Annotated in this window: 12 protein-coding genes; 3 read left to right on the top strand and 9 right to left on the bottom strand. The window is 61.6% G+C overall.

The annotated features are described in order from the left end of the window. Positions 1–35: 35 nt before the first annotated feature. The 6 genes from ACIPLA_RS17505 to pvdM all read right to left on the bottom strand — a co-directional run bounded on the left by ACIPLA_RS17505 (position 36) and on the right by pvdM (position 9234). Entirely contained in the window at positions 36–617 is a 582-nt protein-coding gene (locus ACIPLA_RS17505; protein ID WP_401174554.1) for a nucleotidyltransferase family protein, read from the bottom strand. A gap of 321 nt (positions 618–938) precedes the next feature. Next, positions 939–3419 carry a TonB-dependent siderophore receptor gene (locus tag ACIPLA_RS17500; RefSeq protein ID WP_401174551.1) on the bottom strand — a complete coding sequence of 827 codons (2481 nt, stop codon included), beginning with the start codon at positions 3417–3419 and terminating at the stop codon, positions 939–941. A gap of 200 nt (positions 3420–3619) precedes the next feature. Next, a complete protein-coding gene (locus ACIPLA_RS17495; RefSeq protein WP_401174548.1) occupies positions 3620–5269 on the bottom strand; it encodes a cyclic peptide export ABC transporter in 1650 nt (549 codons plus the stop codon). Positions 5270–5464: 195 nt separating this feature from the next. After that, on the bottom strand, positions 5465–6352 hold the full coding sequence (locus tag ACIPLA_RS17490; RefSeq protein WP_401174545.1) for a formylglycine-generating enzyme family protein: 888 nt from the start codon (positions 6350–6352) through the stop codon (positions 5465–5467). A gap of 228 nt (positions 6353–6580) precedes the next feature. Beyond that, positions 6581–7867, bottom strand: a complete 1287-nt coding sequence (locus ACIPLA_RS17485; RefSeq protein ID WP_401174542.1) for an aminotransferase class V-fold PLP-dependent enzyme — start codon at positions 7865–7867, stop codon at positions 6581–6583. Next, positions 7864–9234, bottom strand: a complete 1371-nt coding sequence (gene pvdM / locus ACIPLA_RS17480) for a pyoverdine-tailoring dipeptidase-like protein PvdM (RefSeq protein ID WP_401174539.1) — start codon at positions 9232–9234, stop codon at positions 7864–7866. Before pvdM ends, ACIPLA_RS17485 begins: the two co-directional genes overlap by 4 nt. Positions 9235–9578: 344 nt before the next feature. On the opposite strand from pvdM, the gene ACIPLA_RS17475 reads away from it, so the two are divergent. Then, complete coding sequence (locus ACIPLA_RS17475; RefSeq protein ID WP_401174536.1) at positions 9579–11204, top strand: PvdJ/PvdD/PvdP-like protein; 1626 nt, start codon at positions 9579–9581, stop codon at positions 11202–11204. A gap of 119 nt (positions 11205–11323) precedes the next feature. Here ACIPLA_RS17475 and ACIPLA_RS17470 read toward each other — a convergent pair whose 3' ends face one another. From ACIPLA_RS17470 to ACIPLA_RS17460, 3 genes are read right to left on the bottom strand one after another with little or no spacing between them, the layout of a single operon-like run. After that, complete coding sequence (locus ACIPLA_RS17470) at positions 11324–12718, bottom strand: efflux transporter outer membrane subunit (RefSeq protein ID WP_401174533.1); 1395 nt, start codon at positions 12716–12718, stop codon at positions 11324–11326. Positions 12719–12725: 7 nt separating this feature from the next. Next, positions 12726–14699 carry a MacB family efflux pump subunit gene (locus tag ACIPLA_RS17465; RefSeq protein WP_401174530.1) on the bottom strand — a complete coding sequence of 658 codons (1974 nt, stop codon included), beginning with the start codon at positions 14697–14699 and terminating at the stop codon, positions 12726–12728. Then, positions 14700–15860 (bottom strand): efflux RND transporter periplasmic adaptor subunit, encoded by a 1161-nt coding sequence (locus tag ACIPLA_RS17460; RefSeq protein WP_401174527.1) that lies wholly within the window; start codon positions 15858–15860, stop codon positions 14700–14702. Between the two features lie 301 nt (positions 15861–16161). Here ACIPLA_RS17460 and ACIPLA_RS17455 point away from each other — a divergent pair, with 301 nt between their 5' ends. Further along, entirely contained in the window at positions 16162–16644 is a 483-nt protein-coding gene (locus tag ACIPLA_RS17455; protein ID WP_192343244.1) for a sigma-70 family RNA polymerase sigma factor, read from the top strand. Between the two features lie 144 nt (positions 16645–16788). After that, positions 16789–18126 (top strand): lysine N(6)-hydroxylase/L-ornithine N(5)-oxygenase family protein, encoded by a 1338-nt coding sequence (locus ACIPLA_RS17450; RefSeq protein ID WP_218399055.1) that lies wholly within the window; start codon positions 16789–16791, stop codon positions 18124–18126. Positions 18127–18196: the final 70 nt, after the last annotated feature.

Here is an 18196-nt window from a genome sequence, read left to right as displayed (position 1 = left end):
CGAACTTTCAGTTAAACCAAAAAAGAAGTCATCGTTCAAAATTTGGATGATTCTGTAAGTTGACCTGACTCCTGCCTGAGTAGAGGCCACGCTGTCGTCCACCCCTTGGACTTCAAGCGCTTTTGGTACATCGCTTTTTTTTCTTCAGTAAATCTCCAAGTGGGTCTGATGATCAGGTTGAAAAGATCATCCAGTCCCAAGGGGGCAGATACCTCACAGGTGTTTCCTTCGCGCAATCTGACGGCTATCGCTGTTGCTGTCTCTGGCCAGTAGCGCATTGCATCCGTAGTGCAGATGTAAGGTTTATCGCCGTTCTGAACATGCATCCTCGCCTGATTTTTTACTGACCAGAGGACTGTCGGGTCCAAATCTCGCAGAGCTGCTTCTAAAGCCCTGTCATCTGAGGGAGTGCAGTGACATGGATCAAACCAGATTACATCGACGTCGCTCGCGATAGGGGACGGGAAGCGTCCGTGCAAGTGATCCCAAACCGCGTTCCGGACAAAACCTGCACCGATCCAACAATCCGGCAACCCCAGGGAATGAACAAGCTGGAGTAGGCGCCATCGAGCGGGGTCTGCTGAAATGATTGTCTGGACTCTTGAAGCGTTATTCACTGACACCTCCAAGCTCGTTGGGTAGAAAGATTTCCCGCGCTACAGCCTATAGGGTGTGCGGGAGATGTCGATTAAACATCGCCTGTTTATTGGTCTGACTGTGGGTCTTGTGGTGGCTGTACCGGCCTCTTCGCGAGCAAGCCCGCTCCCACAGGGGATCTTCGGTGAACACACTATTTGTGTACGCCTGGGATCAAATGTGGGAGCGGGCTTGCTCGCGAAGAGGCCCGCTGGAACACCGTCGAACTTTCAGTTAAACCACCGTCCTTTTCTCACAAAAAAACGCCCCGCAATGGCGGGGCGTTTTCATTGGGGCTGCAATCAGAAGTCAGCCTTGACCGACATCACGAAGTTGCGCGGTTCACCGTAGAAGTTACCCCAACCTTCGGAACCGATCGTGGCGTAGTAGCGCTTGTCGAACAGGTTGTTGCCGTTCAGTGCCACGGACCAGGTGTCGTCGATGCGGTAGCCGATGCGACCGTTCCAGACCGCATAGCCAGCCTGGGTGATGTTGTTGCCGCTGCTCGCCGAGGTGCGGTAGTTGCTGCTTTGGGCATTGACGCCGGCACCGACGGTGACGCGTTCCAGTGGGCCGCTGAGCGCATAGTCGCCCCACACGCGCAGCAAGTGGCGCGGCACATAGGTGTTGTACGACACGCCGTCCTGACTGACATCGGCGTCTTCCAGAATCCTGGTCTGGGTGTAGGTGTAGCCGGCCAGCAATTGCAGACGGTCGATGACTTCACCGCTGACTTCAGCTTCGAAGCCCTGGGCGCGCACTTTTCCGGAGTTCAGCGAGCAGCTGCTGTCCGGGCAGGCCGGGTCATCCTGGGCTGCGTCTTTCTGGATGGTGCGGAACAGGTTGAAGGCGCTGTTCAGGCGACCGTCGAACCATTCACCCTTGATCCCCAGTTCATAGCTCTGGCCGATCAATGGCTTGAGGGTCGCACCGGTGATGGTCTTGTAGCCACCTTGCGGGGTGAAGATATCCGCGTAGCTGGCATAGGCGGTCAGGTTGTCATTGATGTCGAACAGCAACGCAGCGAACGGGGTGACTTGCCCGGTTTCCTTGGCCTCGGAGCTTGTCGGCGTGCCTTCGCCGCGCCAGAACGAGACGGAATCGGTTTCGGACTTGTACCAGCTGACGCGGCCGCCCAGTACGAAGGTCAGCGGATCGGCCAGTTTCAGGCGTGCCGTGGAGTAGGCGCCGTATTGCTTGATCCGCATGTCCACCGGACCACCCCGGGAGGCATTGGCCAGGTAAAAACTTTCATCCGGCTGGGGCAGGTGGTGGTTGGGGTTCAGCACATTCTGAGTTTGAGGCAGGAGGGCCACGGCGTAGAAGTCGTCCTTGTGGGAGCGGCTGGCGTTGGCACCGACGATCAGCTCATGCTCTTGGCCGAATGCGTCGAACTTGCCGTCCACATACGCGTCGAGGCCGTAGTCGACCTGATCGTAGTCAAAGATGCTGCCGATCATCGCGGTACTGGTGCTGGTGGCGCCAACCGGCACTGAACCGCTGGGGAAGGCGTATTCCATGTCCTGGGTGTTTTTCGAGTAAACCCCCGCGACCTTCAGCGCCCAGTTGTCGTTGAACTCGTGTTTCAGATCGCCAAAGTAAGTGGCCCGCTTGCTGCGCTGGTTGTTCCAGGCGGTGTTCAGGCACGTGGAACGAGAGAGCTTCAGGTCGCTGCCATCGGCGTAACGCGGCAAGCCGCCCCAGCACGGAGTGGCATCGACGTCTTCATAGGCCATGCCCAGGCCGAGAGTGGTGTAGTCGCTCAGGTCGAAGTCCAGCGCACCGTAGTAGATCTGGTCCCTGCGTTCGCCCACGTCATAGAAATACTGACGGGTCTGCTGGGTCACCACGGCCCGGCCACGAATGGTGCCGGCGTCGTTCAGCGGGCCGCCGGTGTCGACCTGGCCACGGTAGTTGTCCCACGTGCCGGCAGACAACGACAGTTGAGTGTGCGGGGTGTCCTGGCCGCGCTTGCGCACGAAGTTCACACCACCGGCAGTGCCCCCGGCGCCCTTCATCATCCCGGCCGCACCGCGCAACACTTCGACCCGATCATAAATCGCCATGTCGCTGTTGAAGGCATCGGCCTGCACGTAGCTGCTGCCGATGTCCAGCGGCACGCCGTCGTACTGGTACTGGCCGGTCATGCGAAAACCCCGGGAGTAGAAATACTTGCCACCCATGGGCGAATCGTAAACGGTAATGCCCGGGGTCTTTTCCATGACCTGTTCGATGGTGTTCAGGTTCTGGTCATCGAGCATCTTGCGCGTGATGACAGTGATCGACTGCGGGGTTTCCCTGAGCGAGTGCTCGCCCTTGCCAATGGTCACCGCGCCGGTGGTGTAGGAGTTGCTGCCTTCGGTGGTCGCGCCCAACCGCTGACCGTTGATGCTGGTCGGTGCCAGTTCCATCGCACTGCCGGTGGCCGGCGCCAGCAGCGTGACCGTGTTGCCGTCGCGTTGATGGCGGATCCCGGTGCCCTTGAGCAGCGCATTGAGCGAATCATCTTCCTGATAGCGGCCATTGAGGGCGCTGGACCGCAGGTTCTGAATGCTCTCGGGGCTGTAGATGATTTGCAGATTGGTCTGTTGACCGAGGGTCTGCAGCGCCTGAGCCAATGGCTGGGCCGGGATATTCAGGGTCCATTCCTGGGCCTGGACATACGGCGTCATCGCCAGGGTCATTGCCAGGCCGAGGCCGGTGGACGTCATGCGCGAGCGGGTCGTGCTGCTCATTAACAGGGCGCGGGTCAGAGGTCGAAGCATGAAACGGGATGCGGACATGAGGTTAAGACCTTGGCAGGTATAGTTGGTAATGGTTCTTATTCATCTCATTAAGACGAGGAGGCCGCGGCAAACCGGAAAATTATTTTTCCGGTCCAGGGGTAATGCCGGTCATGTAGGAGCCAGCGGTGCGGCGATCCGACTTGCCGGCGAAGGCACTTTCAAGGACGCCTTCGCCGGCAAGCCTGGCTCCTACACGGTCAGGCGGGTTGCAGTTCGCTTTTAACCTTGCCGGCCTCCATGCGCACCAGTTGATCGGCCACATCGAAATAGCGGTCATCGTGGGAGATGACGATGATGGTCTTGCCCAGGCGCTTCAGGTCGGGCAGCAGCTCGGTGTAGAAAATGCGGCGGAAGGTCGGGTCCTGATCGGCCGCCCATTCGTCGAACACCAGCACCGGCCGTTCTTCGAGCCAGGCATTGACCAGCGCCAGGCGTTTGCGTTGGCCGGTGGAAAGATCGGTGGTGCTGAACGCGCCGTCGCGGACGCTGACCTTGTGTGCGATCTCCAGGCGTTCGAGGTAGCGCGTGGCATCCTGCGGCACTTGTCGGTCGCCCTGAATCAGGTCATCGAACAGGTAATAGTCGGCAAATACCGTGGTGAAATTCTGCCGGTAGTCATCGCGATTGAGGGCGGTGATCGGCTGGTCGTTCACGCGGATCTCGCCTTCGGTGGGCGCATAAAGACCCAGCAACAGTTTGATCAGCGTGGTTTTGCCACAGCCGTTTTCACCCACGATGAACACGATGTCGCCTTGCTCGATGCGCAGGTTGACCGGGCCGAGGCGGAAGGGCTCGCTGCCTTCCACCGGCGGGAAAGCGTAACGCACGTTGCTCAGTTCCAGACTGTGGACCGGCCCGGGTGTGTGGCCCTGATCCTCCAGCAGCAGGTGCGGTTCCGGGGAGGAAAACTGTTCGCTGAGCTCGGCGATCCGGCGAAACGCAATCTGCGCACGGCTGATGATCGGCAGGGTGCTGACCAAATGTTCCAGCGGGCCCTTCATGTACAGCAGCACCAACACAAAACCGCTCATCACGGCCTTGTCGGCACTGGGCCAGAACGATTGCAGGGCCAGTGCCAGGCCGATGACCACGAAGAACAGCATCGAGCCGAACGATTTGGCAATGACGAAGGTATTGATCGAGCGGATCTGTGTGTCACAGATTTTCTCGGCGGTTTTCTGGATGCCGGACACGAACATGCGCTGACGCCGCGGGCGGTGGATGCGCAGTTCCTTGGCGCCTTCGGCGATGGCGTTGTAGTGCTTTTGCAGCTCGTCTTCGGAGTCTCGCGCCGCGTAGAAACCGCGCATGCCCTTGGCCCGGGCGATGGCCTGGATGGTGGTGCCGATGGCGATGGCCACCAGCATCATCAGAAACATCGGCCACGACAGCATGGCCAGGTAGCCGAGGCAACCCAGGGTCACGGTCAGGGAAATCGCCAATGGCGCGAAGGCGAAGGCGAAATCGCTGATGGTGTCCACGTCATGGGTCAGCACCGGGATCAGCCGGTGGCTGCGGTAGCGCTCGATCTGGTCGATCGGCGCCGACAGCACTTTCTCCCCCAGCTCTTTGCGCAGCCTGGCGATGATGTGCTGACCGACGTAGTTGGTGCCGATGTCGGAAAGAATCGAGGTCAGCAGCGCCAGCACGCACAGCCCGGCGAAAATCATCACCACGGTGCGGGTCAGGCCGTCAGCGGAGTGCAGGGCATTGTTGATGGTCGCCAGCAACACGGTGACGCTCAGGCCACCGATCATGCCAAGCACGATGGACACAGAGACAATCAGGCGGAAGGGCTTGAGCAGGGCGAACAATTCGTTGATCGCCCCACGCGTTGGCTTGGTCATGGAGGATTCCTTTCGACACGTAGGGAGTGCCGGTACTTAAGGAAAACGAATGGTTGGGGATTTTATTTAAACGGCATTGGAGGGTAATGCCGCACATGTAGGAGCCAGGCTTGCCGGCGAAGGCGTCCTTAAGAGCGCCTTCGCCGGCAAGCCTGGCTCCTACAAAAAGCTGGGCAAGCCCTTACCACAAAGGATTCAGAGCTCACGCACTACACGAAACCCCAGCCAGTCGCCGCTGCTGGTGGGCAGGCTGCTGTTGCGATTGCCGGAGCGGGAAAACACCGGCGCTTCGCCCCAGTCGTTGCCGCGCATGACCTGGCGTTTGCAGTTCTGCTCCAGCCACGGGCTGCCGTCGCTGGGCACGCCGACATAGTCTTCGCGGTAGCAGTCGGCGACCCACTCATAAACATTGCCGTGCATGTCGAACACGCCAAAGGCGTTGGCCGGGAAGGTGCCGGCCGGGGAGGTGAAGTTGTAGCCGTCGGCGGCGCCGTAGGTGTTGGCGTTTTTGGAGATCTGGTAGTCGGCGCCTTCATCGAACGCAAACGGGAAAGCCCCGGTGCTGCCGGCGCGGGCGGCGTACTCACGGATCGACTCGCTGGGCATGCGATAGGCATGACCGGTTTTCTCCGACAGCCAGGCAATGTAACCCTCGGCTTCGGCCACGTTCATGCACACGGCTGGGTGGCGCGCGGTCTGTTTGAAGCTCGGTTTGCCCGCCGTGCAGCGACGGCCCGGGCGATCATCGAAGTCGGCGGGGGTGTTGCCGGTGGCGCGCACGTACGCGTCCCATTCGCCGGCCAGTACCTGGAAGCGACTGATGGCGAAGGGGCGAGTGAAGGTCACTTCATGCAGCGGACCTTCATCGGGCTGGTGGCCGACTTCATCCGCTGGTGTGCCCATGGTATAGCGGCCGGCGGGCAGCACGACCATTTCCGGACAGTCCTTGCAGTCCTTGAACACCTTACCGGGGGTGGGCGGGTTCGCGGCCTGGGCCGTACCGGGCAGCAGGCCGGCGAGCAGTGCGGTCAGTGCCAGGGCCGGTAGGGTTCGCAGGGCGGAAGGTGGGTGGGGCGTATTCATAAGTCGTCTCGGTTAAAGGAAAACGGTGCCTCGTAGCTCACTCATCAGTCGTGCCGACCATTGTGGCGAGCGAGCTTGCTCGCGCTGGGCTGCGCAGCGGCCCCAAAAATCTGCCAGTCATTGCCGATTTTTGTGAGCGCTACGCACTCAAGCGCGAGCAAGCTCGCTCGCCACAGGTCTCTGACTCAAGACTTTCCAAGTGAACTGCATTGGCCTGGGAGCGAGAGTTCACGCGGAGCGCTTTTTGCCCAGCACGTCGATGAAGCGGTCCACCTCGGCTTCGGTATTGAGCAGGCCGGGTGCGGTGCGGATCACCGGGCCGACGTCGCGGCTGACTGCATCGCTGACAATATGGTTTTGAACCAGGTGGGCAGCCACGGCATCGCAATCCTGCCCCTTGACCCGGAAGAAGCTGAACCCCGCCGAAAACTTCGGATCGACCGGGGTGACCAGCTCGACGCCCGGCTGTTCCAGCAAGCGCTGTTTCAGGTAGCTGTTGAGCTGATGGATGCGTGCCTGGACGTCGGCCTTGCCCAGTTCCAGGTGCAATTTGAACGCTTCATCCACGGCCCAGCGATGTTCGAACGCGTGATAGCCACCCGGGGACATGATGGTGGAAAAGCTCGTGGCTTCGGAGAAGGTCGGCACGCTCGGGCTGACGTATTTCAGCTCTTCACTGCGGCTGCAGACGATGCCGGTGCCGCGGGGGCCGAACATCCATTTGTGGGTGCCGGCAATGAAGAAGTCGCAGTTCATCGCCGGGAAACTCAGGTCTTCGACGCCGAAACCGTGTACGCCGTCGACCACGTAAATGATCCGGTCCTGGTCGTCGCGCTGGCGATTGTGTTCATCGACGAGTCGGCCGATGTCGCTGATCGGCAGCTTCACGCCACTGCCCGAGTGCACCCAGGTCATGCCCAGCACGCGGGTCTCGGGACGGATGTTGCGGTTGATGGTATCCAGCACTTGGTCGGCCGAGATCGACTGTGGCTGCTCGAACAACTGAATCTTGCGCACGCGGGTGCCATCGCGCTGGTTGCGAAAATTCAGGATGTTGTTCGTGGAGTAATGCTCGTGAACCGTGGTGAGGATTTCCTGATCGGGGCGCACCTGCACGCCGCCATAAATCATCGCCAGGCCTTCGGTGGTGCTGCCGGTGAGGGCGATCTGTGTCGGTTTGGCCTGCAAATACCGACCGGCCCAAAGCCGTACGTTTTCTTCGCGCTGGTGGGTCACGCCCAGGTCCCAGTCCATGGCCAGCCCGGGATTCAGGTCCAGCGCGGCACAGTGACGGGCGATGGCCTCGCGCACGGGTTTGGGGTGGGAGGTCACCAGAAAGTTGGCGAAGTGGATGTAGTTCGGGTCCTGGTCGAACAACTGACGCAATTGCGCCCATTTGTCCCGTGGCAGGGTTTGCATCTGCGCGGCGGCGACCTGGGGGCCGAGGCTGGCACCCAACGGCAGGCCAGCGGCGAGGACTCCGGCCTGTTTCAGAAAGGTCCGACGGTCACTCATGGCTTGAGAGGTTCCTGGAGAGAAATCAGCGTGGGCTTCGCGGCTTTTTGCACCTGTTCCCAGACCCGCAGGAAGTTACCGCCCCAGAGCTTGCCAATATCGGCTTCGGAGTAACCGCGCTGGATCAATTCGGCGGTGACGTTGCGGATTTCGCCGACATTTTCCCAGCCCTTGATGCCGCCGCCATCGTTGAAGTCCGAAGCGATACCGACGTGGTCGATGCCGACCTTGCGCACGGTGTAATCAATGGCGTCGCCGAGGTCCTTGAGCGTGGCCTTGGGTTCTTCTTCGAGAATGGCATACAGACCGCTGGCGTATTGACCGAGCTTCTGTTCGGACCAGGCGGTGATGATCGGGTCGCCCGGCATCAATGCCATCGCCAGGTTGGGCAATGGCGGCAAATCGAAACGCGTGCGCAGGGCGTTGAGTTTGTCCTGTGTGCCTTGGGTCAGCGGTTTGAGGTATTGCGAGAAACCGACCACCTGCACCACGCCGCCGCTGTTCTTGATCAGCTGCAGCTCCTTGTCGCTGAGGTTGCGCGGGATGTCCACCGAGGCCCGTGGCGCCGAGTGCGAGGCCACCATCGGTGTGCGGCTCAGTTGCGCCACTTGCTCCAGGCCCTTGGTCGACATCTGCGACACATCAATGATCACGCCCAGATCGTTGAGGCGCTGCACCGCCTGTTTGCCGATGTCCGACAACCCGTCGAGGGCATCGGGGGAGTCGTTGAAAAACGGCAGCGGTCGTGACGAATCGGCCCAGCTGTTGTTGCCGATGTAGCTGAAACCGAACATGCGCATGCCGCGAGCGGCCCACAGGTCCAGTTTGCTCAGGTCATTGCCTAGCGGGTAGGCGTTGAGCATGCTGATGAAAATCGCAAACTTGCCTTCGCCGTGCAGGCGTCGGAAGTCGTCGGGGGTGTAGGCGATACCGACTTGATTGGGAAAATCGCGCACCAGGCCGGAGATGATTTTGTAGCGCACTTCCTGCTGGTTGCGCGCTTCTTCGACAAAACCGTCGGTGGGCCTGTGCGGCGCGTTCGGGCCGTTCCACATTTCCGGCCAGCCGAAGACCGTCAGGGCCGCGCCGGACAGTCGGCCGCGGTTGGCCTTGATCAAATCGAACTGGCCGGAACCGTCCTTGTCGGCCTCGTTGCCGTGGGCGCCGAAACTCAGGGGGACGGTGATGTGGCTGTCGAAGGAAAGGATCCGCCCCTGCAGTTCGGTGGCCTGTTTCATGACCTTGACCGGGTAGCCGGGATTGTCCTTGAACCCGTAATCCCAGACCAGCCAGCCTGCGCCGGCACTGATGGCCAGGGCCAGTGGCAGGCCGAGGTACAGGGCCTTTTTCGAATGTGTTTTTGTCATCGCCATCTCAGTCAGGTTCGCCGTTGAGTGCAGGCGCAGGGGCCTTTGCTATCTGGGAAGAACGAGTGACCAACAGAAAAAATTAGTGGCTTGTGCGATTCCCTGTGGCGAGGGAGCTTGCTCCCGCTCGGCTGCGAAGCAGTCGTCAATCCAGCAGACGCGATCTGTCTGAGAAAAATCAGGACCGCTCCGCGCTCCAGCGGGAGCAAGCTCCCTCGCCACAGGAAAGCCCTCTATCCACAGAAAGCCCCCCACAAGGGACTGTCTGGTGCGCTTAAATTTCCCCCCACAACAAACGTTCTAGCTTGGATAAAGCCTGCTTCAAGGCTGACACAGGTAGGGCAATGACGATTTCTCGACGCTGGTTCATGGCGGGCCTGGCGCTCACGAGCGCTGCGGTGCCTGCCGCTTTTTATGCACATCGTGAGCTGACCCGGGAAAAGGAACCGATCACGCCGGGGGAGGCCACGGTCGACCTGGCGAGCACCGCCGGGCAGCAACTGGCCGACAGCTTGCGCGGAATCTGGGACATTCGTTTTGTCGGCAGCGATGCCGGGCTTGAGGGCTTGCCGCAGGACGGGCTGGAGCTGTTTCTCGACATCGCTCATCGCGGGCGAGGGTTGCGCGGTTGCCTGGACACCGGTACTCACCTGCGCGGGGAAGGCCAGCCGTGCTATCAGGTCATCGGCGATCTGGCGCCAGCCAATGGCGCCGAACTGTACTGGCGGTTGATGCGCACTGACGCCCCGCTGGTGGCGCCGGTGTATGAGTTCAAGGCCAAACTCGACGAGGTCTGGGCAGCGTTCGGCAACGCCGGCAGCGGCACGTTCAGCGGCCAGGTGCTGAGCCTGAATCGCCCGTTGGGTTTGCCCGAACTCGACAATCGCTTTATCGCTATCAAGCGCCGGTTTCCCGAAGCGCGGGAGCGCACTGCTCTCAACCCGACATTTCTGGCGTGGCTGGTGTCCCCCGAACATCGATTGTTTCATCAGCTCTGGCACGCTTCCCGGGACAAATGGCACAAGCTCTCGGAGAAAAAACGCGAAGCGTTGCGCGGCATCGGCTGGCAACCCGGCCCACGGGACAACGAACGTGACGCTCGCGGGCCGCGCAAGGACCGCAACGGTTCGGGCATCGATTTCTTCTTCATGCACCGACACATGCTCGGCATCGCTCGGTCCATGCAGGATTTGCCTTCATGGCCGGCGTTCCCCCTGCCGCAACCGGAACTCGAGCGGGATCGCCAGGGCTTCGCGCGCTATTTCGACAATCACGATGGCAATGCCTTGCCGCCGACCTGGTTGACCGAAGGCGACGACGAATACACCCAGTGGGTCAGCGATATCAAAGCCGCAGAGACCTATCACAGCAACTTCCAGGTCTGGGAGTCGCAGTACCGGGATCCGCGTTACCTGTCGAAACTGACCCTCGGCCAGTTCGGCTCGGAGGTCGAGCTGGGCCTGCACGACTGGCTGCACATGCGCTGGGCCTCGGTGGCGCGGGATCCGTCCAACGAGATACCAGTGCCGATGGCTCGGGATCAGGCCGACTTCGCGGCGCGCTGGTATGCCCCGGAAAACGATTTTCTCGGCGATCCGTTTTCGTCCCACGTCAACCCGGTGTTCTGGCGTTTCCACGGCTGGATCGACGATCGCATCGAAGACTGGTTCCGCGCCCATGAACGTTTTCACCCCGGTGAACTGAGCCGCCTGGAGGTCAACGGCGTGCCGTGGTTTGCGCCGGGGCGTTGGGTGGAAGTGGGCGATCCGTGGCTCGGGCCGGACACCCACGGTTGCAGCACTACGCCGGGTCTGCAGGTGGGGCGTTCGGTGGAAATGGACCCCGAAACCATGAAGCTGGCGTTGCGCATCACCTTTGGCGATGAAGACAACATGAGCGAGCTGTTGCGCAAAGTGCCCCGACGGCCGTGGTATGCGCGGCATTTGAAGGTCAAGGGATGGCCGGTTTAGTCGGATAGACCGCGTTATCGTTCTTCGCGAGCAAGCCCGCTCCCACATTTGATCTGTGTTCGCAGGACTAATGTGGGAGCGGGCTTGCTCGCGAAGGCGGCCTCAAGAACGACGCTGTTCTACAGGGCTTGCCACCCCCCACCCAACGCCTTGTACAGCGCAATACTGGCCTGTAACCGCGACAATCTCAGCTGCACATTCAGATCCTGGGCGGCATACAGCGTGCGCTGGGTTTGCAGCACCGTGAGCAGGTCTTCGGCGCCGGCCTGGTAACGGCTCTGGGCGATGTCGAAAGCGGTCTGTGCCTGGCTCAGTTCCTCCCCTTGCCACTGACGTTGTTCGTCCAGCCCGCGAATGCTGTTGAGGGCTTTTTCCACATCGGCGAAGCCATTGATGATTGCCCCGCGATAGGTTTCCAGCAGTTCCTGTTGACGCGCTGTGGCCTTGTCGCGCTCGGCACTGAGGCGACCATTGTTGAAGACCGGCGCTACCAGCCCCGAGGACAGGTTGTAGAAAGTGGTGCGCAACAGATCCGAGGCCAGGTCGGCGCCGGTGCCCAGGCTGGCGGTGAGCGTCAGCTTGGGCAGCATCGCCGCGCGGGCGACGGTCACATCGGCTCGGGCGGCGGCGAGTTTGGCCTCGGCGCTGGCGATGTCCGGGCGACGGCTCAACAACTCACTGGGCACGCCGCTGGCAATCTGCGGCCAATGCAATTGATCGAACGGCTGCTCCGTCAGCGTCAGTGCCTGCACCGGTTGGCCGAGCAGGGCGGCGAGGGTGATCCGCGCTTCCCGTGCCTGTTGTTGCACCAGCGGCAGTTTGCGTTGCTGTTCGGCCACCAGGCTTTTTTGCTGCGCCAGTTCCAGCGCGGTGGTGCTGCCGGCGTCGTAGCGGGTCTGCACCAATCGCAAAACGCTTTGGGCGTTGGCCAGGTTCAGCTCGGCGATCCGTTGCTGTTCACGCAACGACAAGGCCTGGGTGTAGCTGTTGGCCACGCCGCTTTGCAAGGTCAGCTCCACGGTGGCCCGATCGAACTCGCTGGCCTGCAAGCCGAGCAGGGCACTGTCCCGGGCCGCCCGTTTGCCGCCCCAGAAATCGATTTCGTAACTGGCGCTCAGTTCCGCATCGTAATAATTCAGCGAGCGATTATCAGGGCTGACGTCCAGTTGACTGTAGCCCTTGCCGTGCAGCAAGCGTTGGCGATTGGCGTTGAGGCCGGCCTTGAGTTCGGGCAGCAGCGGGGCGCCGGCGATGGTGGCGCTGGCCTGGGCCTGCCGCACCCGGGCGACGGCGGCGGCCAGGTCGTGGCTGCCCACGCTGGCCTGTTCGATCAGGCGATTGAGTTGCGGGCTGCCGAACTGCGTCCACCATTGCCGATTGCTGTGTGCAGCGGCGGTGGTGTTCGGCGATTGCCAGGCGGCGGGTGGTTGCAGGCCGCTGTCGGGGCGCGGCGCAGGGTTGCTGCAGGCGGCCAGTAACAGGCTGGCGGCCAGAAGGGTCAGGGGCACTTTCATAGGTCGATCATTCACTGGTAAGGGCTGTGACCGGATCGAGCCGGGCAGCCTTGCGGGCAGGCATGAAGCCGAAGATGACACCGGTGACCAGGGCGCAGCCGAAGGCGCCGAGCACGGCGAACAACTGGAACGCGACCGCGACTTTGCCCAGCAGCAATACGCCACCGACCAGCAGCGCCAGACCGATCCCGGCGACACCGCCGACCACCGAGAGCATGACCGCCTCGGTGAGAAACTGGCGCAGGATGTCGCGCTGACGGGCGCCGGTGGCCATGCGAATACCGATTTCCCGGGTGCGTTCACGCACGGTCATCAGCATGATGTTCATGACGCCGATGCCGCCAACCAATAACGAAATTGCTGCAATCGAACCGAGCATCAATGACAGCGTGCCCTGGGTGCGGGCCTCGGCCTGGATCATGGCGGCGTTGTTGGTCAGTTCGAAATCGCGCTTGCCCTTGTGCTCGCGCAGCATCGTTTGTTCGATTGCCTGCTCGGCCTCCTTGACCTTGCGCGCATCCTTGGCGGCGATCACCACATACTCGGGATTGCGACTGCCAAACAGCCGCACGCTGGCGGCCGAGTAGGGCACGGCGATGCGGTTGTCGCTGTCGGAGTCGCCGGAACTGGAGCCTTTTTCGGCCAGCACGCCGAGCACCTGAAACGGCACGTTTTCGATCAGGATGTACTGGCCAATCGGGTCGGCCAGGTCTTTGAACAGCTTTTCCCTGACCTTGTGGCCGATCACCGCAACGGCGGCAGCACTGTCTTCATCGGCCTGGGTGAAATAGCTACCCTGAACCACCGGCCAATTGAAAATGCTCGGGAAGTTAGTGTCGTTGCCGCCCACATAGGCGGTGTGGTCGGCGTTGCCGAAACGCACGCCGGCCGTCGAGCCGTTGACCGGCATGATCCGCTGCACCTGGGGCAGGTTGGCGAGCGCGGCGACGTCGTTGAGGGTAATGATCCCGGGCGGCGTACGCGGATTGGGCGCGGCGCCGCTGAGGTAAATGATGTTGGAACCGAAGGCGCCCATCTGCGCCATCACCTGCCGCTTGCTGCCTTCGCCCACCGCCAGCATCACCACCACCGACGCAACGCCAATGACAATCCCCAGCAGCGTCAACGCGGTGCGGAAGCGGTTGATCCACATCACGCGCCACGCCGCCTGAACCGCGTCCAGCAGTTCGCCTTTCCAGGCGCCATTGGGCTCGCTGCCGGCGCTCAGGCGCTGGCGCAGGTCCACGGCTTGCAGCGCGCCGGGACGGGCCGTGCGCGGGGCGGCCGAGGGATTGGTGGCGGTGTCGCTGATAATCAGGCCGTCGCGGATTTCGATGACCCGGTTGGCGCGCCTGGCCACTTCGCGGTCGTGGGTGATCAGGATCACCACGTGCCCCTGACTGGCCAGTTCGTCGAGCAGGCTCATGACTTCGGCGCCGCTGTGGCTGTCGAGGGCGCCAGTGGGTTCGTCGGCGAGAATGATGTGGCCGCCGTTCATCAAGGCCCGGGCGATCGACACCCGTTGCTGCTGACCACCGGAAAGCTGATGCGGACGGTTGCCGGTGCGCGAGCCCAGGCCGAGGCGATCGAGCAGGGCCGCTGCGCGGGCATGGCGTTCGTCCGCCGGGGTGCCGGCATAAATGGCGGGCATTTCGACGTTTTCCTGGGCCGATCCGGACGGGATCAGGTGGTAACCCTGAAACACGAAGCCGAAGGCCTCGCGCCGTAGCCACGCCAGTTCGTCACTGCCCAGGCCGGCGACGTTTTCCCCTGCGAACAGGTAGTCGCCGCTGGTGGGGCGGTCGAGGCAGCCGAGGATGTTCATCAGGGTTGATTTGCCGGAGCCGGAAGCGCCGACAATGGCGACAAATTCGCCGGCATGGATCGACAGGTCGATGCCGCGCAGCACTTCCACCACGGGGCTGTCGCCACCGCCGTAGGCTTTGCGGATCTGTCGCAGGTCAATCAGGGGCGTTTGCATTCAGCCTCCGCTGCCGGTGAGCGGGGCGCTCAGCACGTGATCGCCTTCCGCCAGCCCCTCGAGAATCTGCGTGCGTAACCGATCGCTGATCCCGGTGCGAACCTCGCGGCGCTGAACTTCGCCGTTGGCCGCCACCACTTGCGCGATCTGGCGATCCGCCGCGGTGCCGTTTTGCAGGGCGGCGGTGGGCACCGTCAGCACGTTCTGCGCTTGCTGGGCGACGAAAAATACCTGGGCGGTCATGTCGGTCATCAAGGCGTTGTCGGCGTTGTCGACATCCAGCAGCACGGTATAAAGCACCACCCGTTCGCTGCCGCTGCGACCGCTGGTGGGGCTGCCCTGCGTCTGTTCGAGCGGGCGCGGCGGCACCGGCAAAATCTGCCGCACGGTACTGCTCCAGCGCCGGCTGCCACCGCTGAGGGTGGTGAACCAGGCGGTCATGCCGGGTTTGACCTGGCCGATATCGGCCTCGGAAACCTCGGCCCATACGGTCATCGGTGACAACCTTGCAATGCGCAATATCAGCGGCGTCTGTTGTTGGGCATTGAGCGTCTGGCCTTCCCGGGCACCGACGGCGACCACCGTGCCGGACATCGGCGCGTAGATCCGTGTGTAACCGAGCTCTGCTTCATCGCTGCGCAAGCTTGCCTGGGCTTGACGAATCTGCGCCTCGAACATGTCGATGCGCGCTTGTCTCGCCCGGACTTCGGCGCGGGCGGTCTGCACATCTTCTTCGCGGGTCGCGCCGCCAGCCTTGAGGTTCTGCTGGCGCTGATACTTTTGTTGCGCCAGATCGTGCTGGGCGCGCTGCTCTTGCAACTGGGCCTTGAGGTTGTCGATGGAAAAGCGCCCGGCGTCGAGTTTGGCTTTCTGGGTCGAGGGATCGATCTCCACCAGCAATTGGCCTTCCTTGACTTGATCGCCGGCCTCGACATGAATCTTCTGGATCTGCCCGGACGCCTGGGCGCCGACGTCGACGTAACGTCGCGGTTGCAGGGTGCCGAGGGCGGTCACGCTGTTTTCGATATCGGCGCGGGTCACGGTGGCGGTGGCAAGTTTTTCACGCCCCGGCGGGATCACTTGCCAGGCGGCCAGGGCTGCGGCGGGGATCAGGCACAGAGCAACAAACAGGGCGCGTCGGGTAGGGCGGGGACGTTTCATGCGGGGTTCCAGCCGGTAGAAATCGGCCCGTCGCTCGGCGTGCGCGGCAGTGACCGGCGCCGCTGAACGCTGTCGGTGGACCGACAGACACGGGAAGCTGTCCTGTAAACGAGAACCCCGAACGGGAATTTAAGCGTTGATACATGGCGTTACAGGACGACAAATGAGGTTATTTCTCAAGTAAATGGATCCAGTGCTTTAAATCTATATGAGAATTACTATAAATTACGCCTCTTGCGCGCTGCCATCATCGTGCCGCCATCTCTTTTATGGCGCAGATCTGGCTCAAGGACTGGGAGTCATGTTGGAAAACTACTATCGCGAGCTGGTGTATTTCCTGAACGCCAAGCTAGGCAACCGTCAGGTGGCTGAAGATGTGGTGCATGACGCTTATCTGCGGGTGCTGGAGCGTTCCAGTGACACGCCGATCGAACAACCCCGGGCGTTTCTTTATCGCACCGCGCTCAATCTGGTAATCGACGACCACCGACGCAATGCCTTGCGGCAGGTCGAATCCCTGGACGTGCTCGACAGCGAAGAACGCTACTTCACGCCATCCCCCCACAACAGCCTTGATCACGGCCAGCGCCTGGACATGCTTCAGCGCGCACTGGCGGAGTTGCCAAAGCTGTGTCGCGAGAGTTTTCTTTTGCGCAAGATCGACGGCTTGTCGCACCCGCAAATCGCCGAGCACCTGGGGATTTCCCGGGCGCTGGTGGAAAAGCACATCGTCAATGCCATGAAGCATTGTCGGGTGCGCATGCGCCAGTGGGACGCCCATTGATCGGCACCGTTTAATCAGGCCTCGTTAAATTTTTTTTCATTGTCCTCGTTCCTATTCAACAGACGATCTGCTGCCGCACAAGGCTGGTCAGGTCACCCAGGCTTTATCCCCGCTGGTCCGGGGTTCATCCAGAGGACACTGGAAATGACACAGGCAATTGCATCGCCCATCGTTCACGACCTGATCGGCGTCGGTTTCGGCCCTTCGAACCTGGCTCTGGCCATCGCCCTGCAAGAGCGCGGGCCGAGCCAGGGCGAGCTGGATGTGCTGTTTCTCGACAAGCAGGCGGACTACCGCTGGCACGGCAACACCCTGGTCACCCAGAGCGAACTGCAGATTTCCTTCCTCAAGGACCTGGTGACGCTGCGTAACCCGACCAGCCCGTATTCTTTCGTCAATTACCTCAAGCACCACGGTCGTCTGGTGGACTTCATCAACCTTGGCACCTTCTATCCGTGCCGCATGGAGTACAACGACTACCTGCGCTGGGTCGCCGGGCAATTTACCGAGCAGAGCCGCTATGGCGAGGAAGTGTTGGCCATCGAGCCAGTGCTGCACCACCAGCAGGTCGAAGCACTGCGAGTGATCTCGCGTGATACGCAAGGTCAGCAGCATGTGCGCACCACTCGTTCGGTAGTGGTCAGCGCCGGCGGTACACCGCGCATTCCCGAAGCGTTCAAGGCACTGAAGGATGACGGCCGGGTGTTCCATCATTCCCAGTACCTGGAGCGCATGGCCAGGCAGCCGTGCGTCAACAACCAACCGATGAACATTGCGATCATCGGCGGCGGGCAGAGTGCGGCGGAAGCCTTCATCGACCTGAACGACAGCTTCCCGTCGGTGCAGGTGGACATGATCCTGCGTGGCTCGGCCCTGAAGCCGGCCGATGACAGCCCCTTCGTCAACGAAGTGTTCTCGCCGGAGTTCACCGACCTGGTGTTCCAGCAGGCCAGCAGCGAACGCGAGCGTCTGGTCAACGAGTACCACAACACCAACTATTCGGTGGTGGACATCGACCTGATCGAACGCATCTACGGCATCTTCTACCGGCAGAAAGTCTCGGGCATCGCGCGCCATGCGTTCCGTACCCTGACCACCGTCGAAAAAGCCACCGCCACCGAGCGCGGCATCGAGCTGACGGTGCGCAACAATGCCACCGGCGAAGTCACGGTTCGCCATTACGACGCCGTGGTGCTGGCCACCGGTTACGAGCGCCAGATGCACCGCAAATTGCTGGCTCCGCTGGAGCAATACCTAGGCGATTTCGAGGTCGATCGCCACTACAAACTGATCACCGACGAGCGTTGCAAGGCCGGCATCTACATGCAGGGCTTCTGCCAGGCCAGCCACGGCTTGAGCGACACCTTGCTGTCGATCCTGCCGATCCGCGCCGATGAAATTGCCGGCTCGCTGTATGACCATGGCAAGTCGCGTGGGCATGGGCGGTCGGTGATGGATTTGTTGTTGGCCACAGCGAGCTGAGATTTGTGGCGGCTGTGAGGCCGCCTTCGCGAGCAAGCCCGCTCCCACATGGGACCTGTGTTCGCAGGAC

This window comes from Pseudomonas sp. NPDC086112, assembly GCF_044746425.1.
Taxonomy (GTDB): domain Bacteria; phylum Pseudomonadota; class Gammaproteobacteria; order Pseudomonadales; family Pseudomonadaceae; genus Aquipseudomonas.
Note: the sequence above shows the minus strand (reverse complement) of the source record. Positions and strands in the feature narration are given on the sequence as shown.

Bases quoted from the DNA above. Each gene is read 5' to 3' on its own strand.
- ACIPLA_RS17500 (WP_401174551.1), bottom strand. From the start codon at position 3,419: ATGTCCGCATCCCGTTTCATGCTTCGACCTCTGACCCGCGCCCTGTTA.
- ACIPLA_RS17495 (WP_401174548.1), bottom strand. From the start codon at position 5,269: ATGACCAAGCCAACGCGTGGGGCGATCAACGAATTGTTCGCCCTGCTC.
- ACIPLA_RS17490 (WP_401174545.1), bottom strand. From the start codon at position 6,352: ATGAATACGCCCCACCCACCTTCCGCCCTGCGAACCCTACCGGCCCTG.
- ACIPLA_RS17485 (WP_401174542.1), bottom strand. From the start codon at position 7,867: ATGAGTGACCGTCGGACCTTTCTGAAACAGGCCGGAGTCCTCGCCGCT.
- pvdM (WP_401174539.1), bottom strand. From the start codon at position 9,234: ATGACAAAAACACATTCGAAAAAGGCCCTGTACCTCGGCCTGCCACTG.
- ACIPLA_RS17475 (WP_401174536.1), top strand. From the start codon at position 9,579: ATGACGATTTCTCGACGCTGGTTCATGGCGGGCCTGGCGCTCACGAGC.
- ACIPLA_RS17470 (WP_401174533.1), bottom strand. From the start codon at position 12,718: ATGAAAGTGCCCCTGACCCTTCTGGCCGCCAGCCTGTTACTGGCCGCC.
- ACIPLA_RS17465 (WP_401174530.1), bottom strand. From the start codon at position 14,699: ATGCAAACGCCCCTGATTGACCTGCGACAGATCCGCAAAGCCTACGGC.
- ACIPLA_RS17460 (WP_401174527.1), bottom strand. From the start codon at position 15,860: ATGAAACGTCCCCGCCCTACCCGACGCGCCCTGTTTGTTGCTCTGTGC.
- ACIPLA_RS17455 (WP_192343244.1), top strand. From the start codon at position 16,162: ATGTTGGAAAACTACTATCGCGAGCTGGTGTATTTCCTGAACGCCAAG.
- ACIPLA_RS17450 (WP_218399055.1), top strand. From the start codon at position 16,789: ATGACACAGGCAATTGCATCGCCCATCGTTCACGACCTGATCGGCGTC.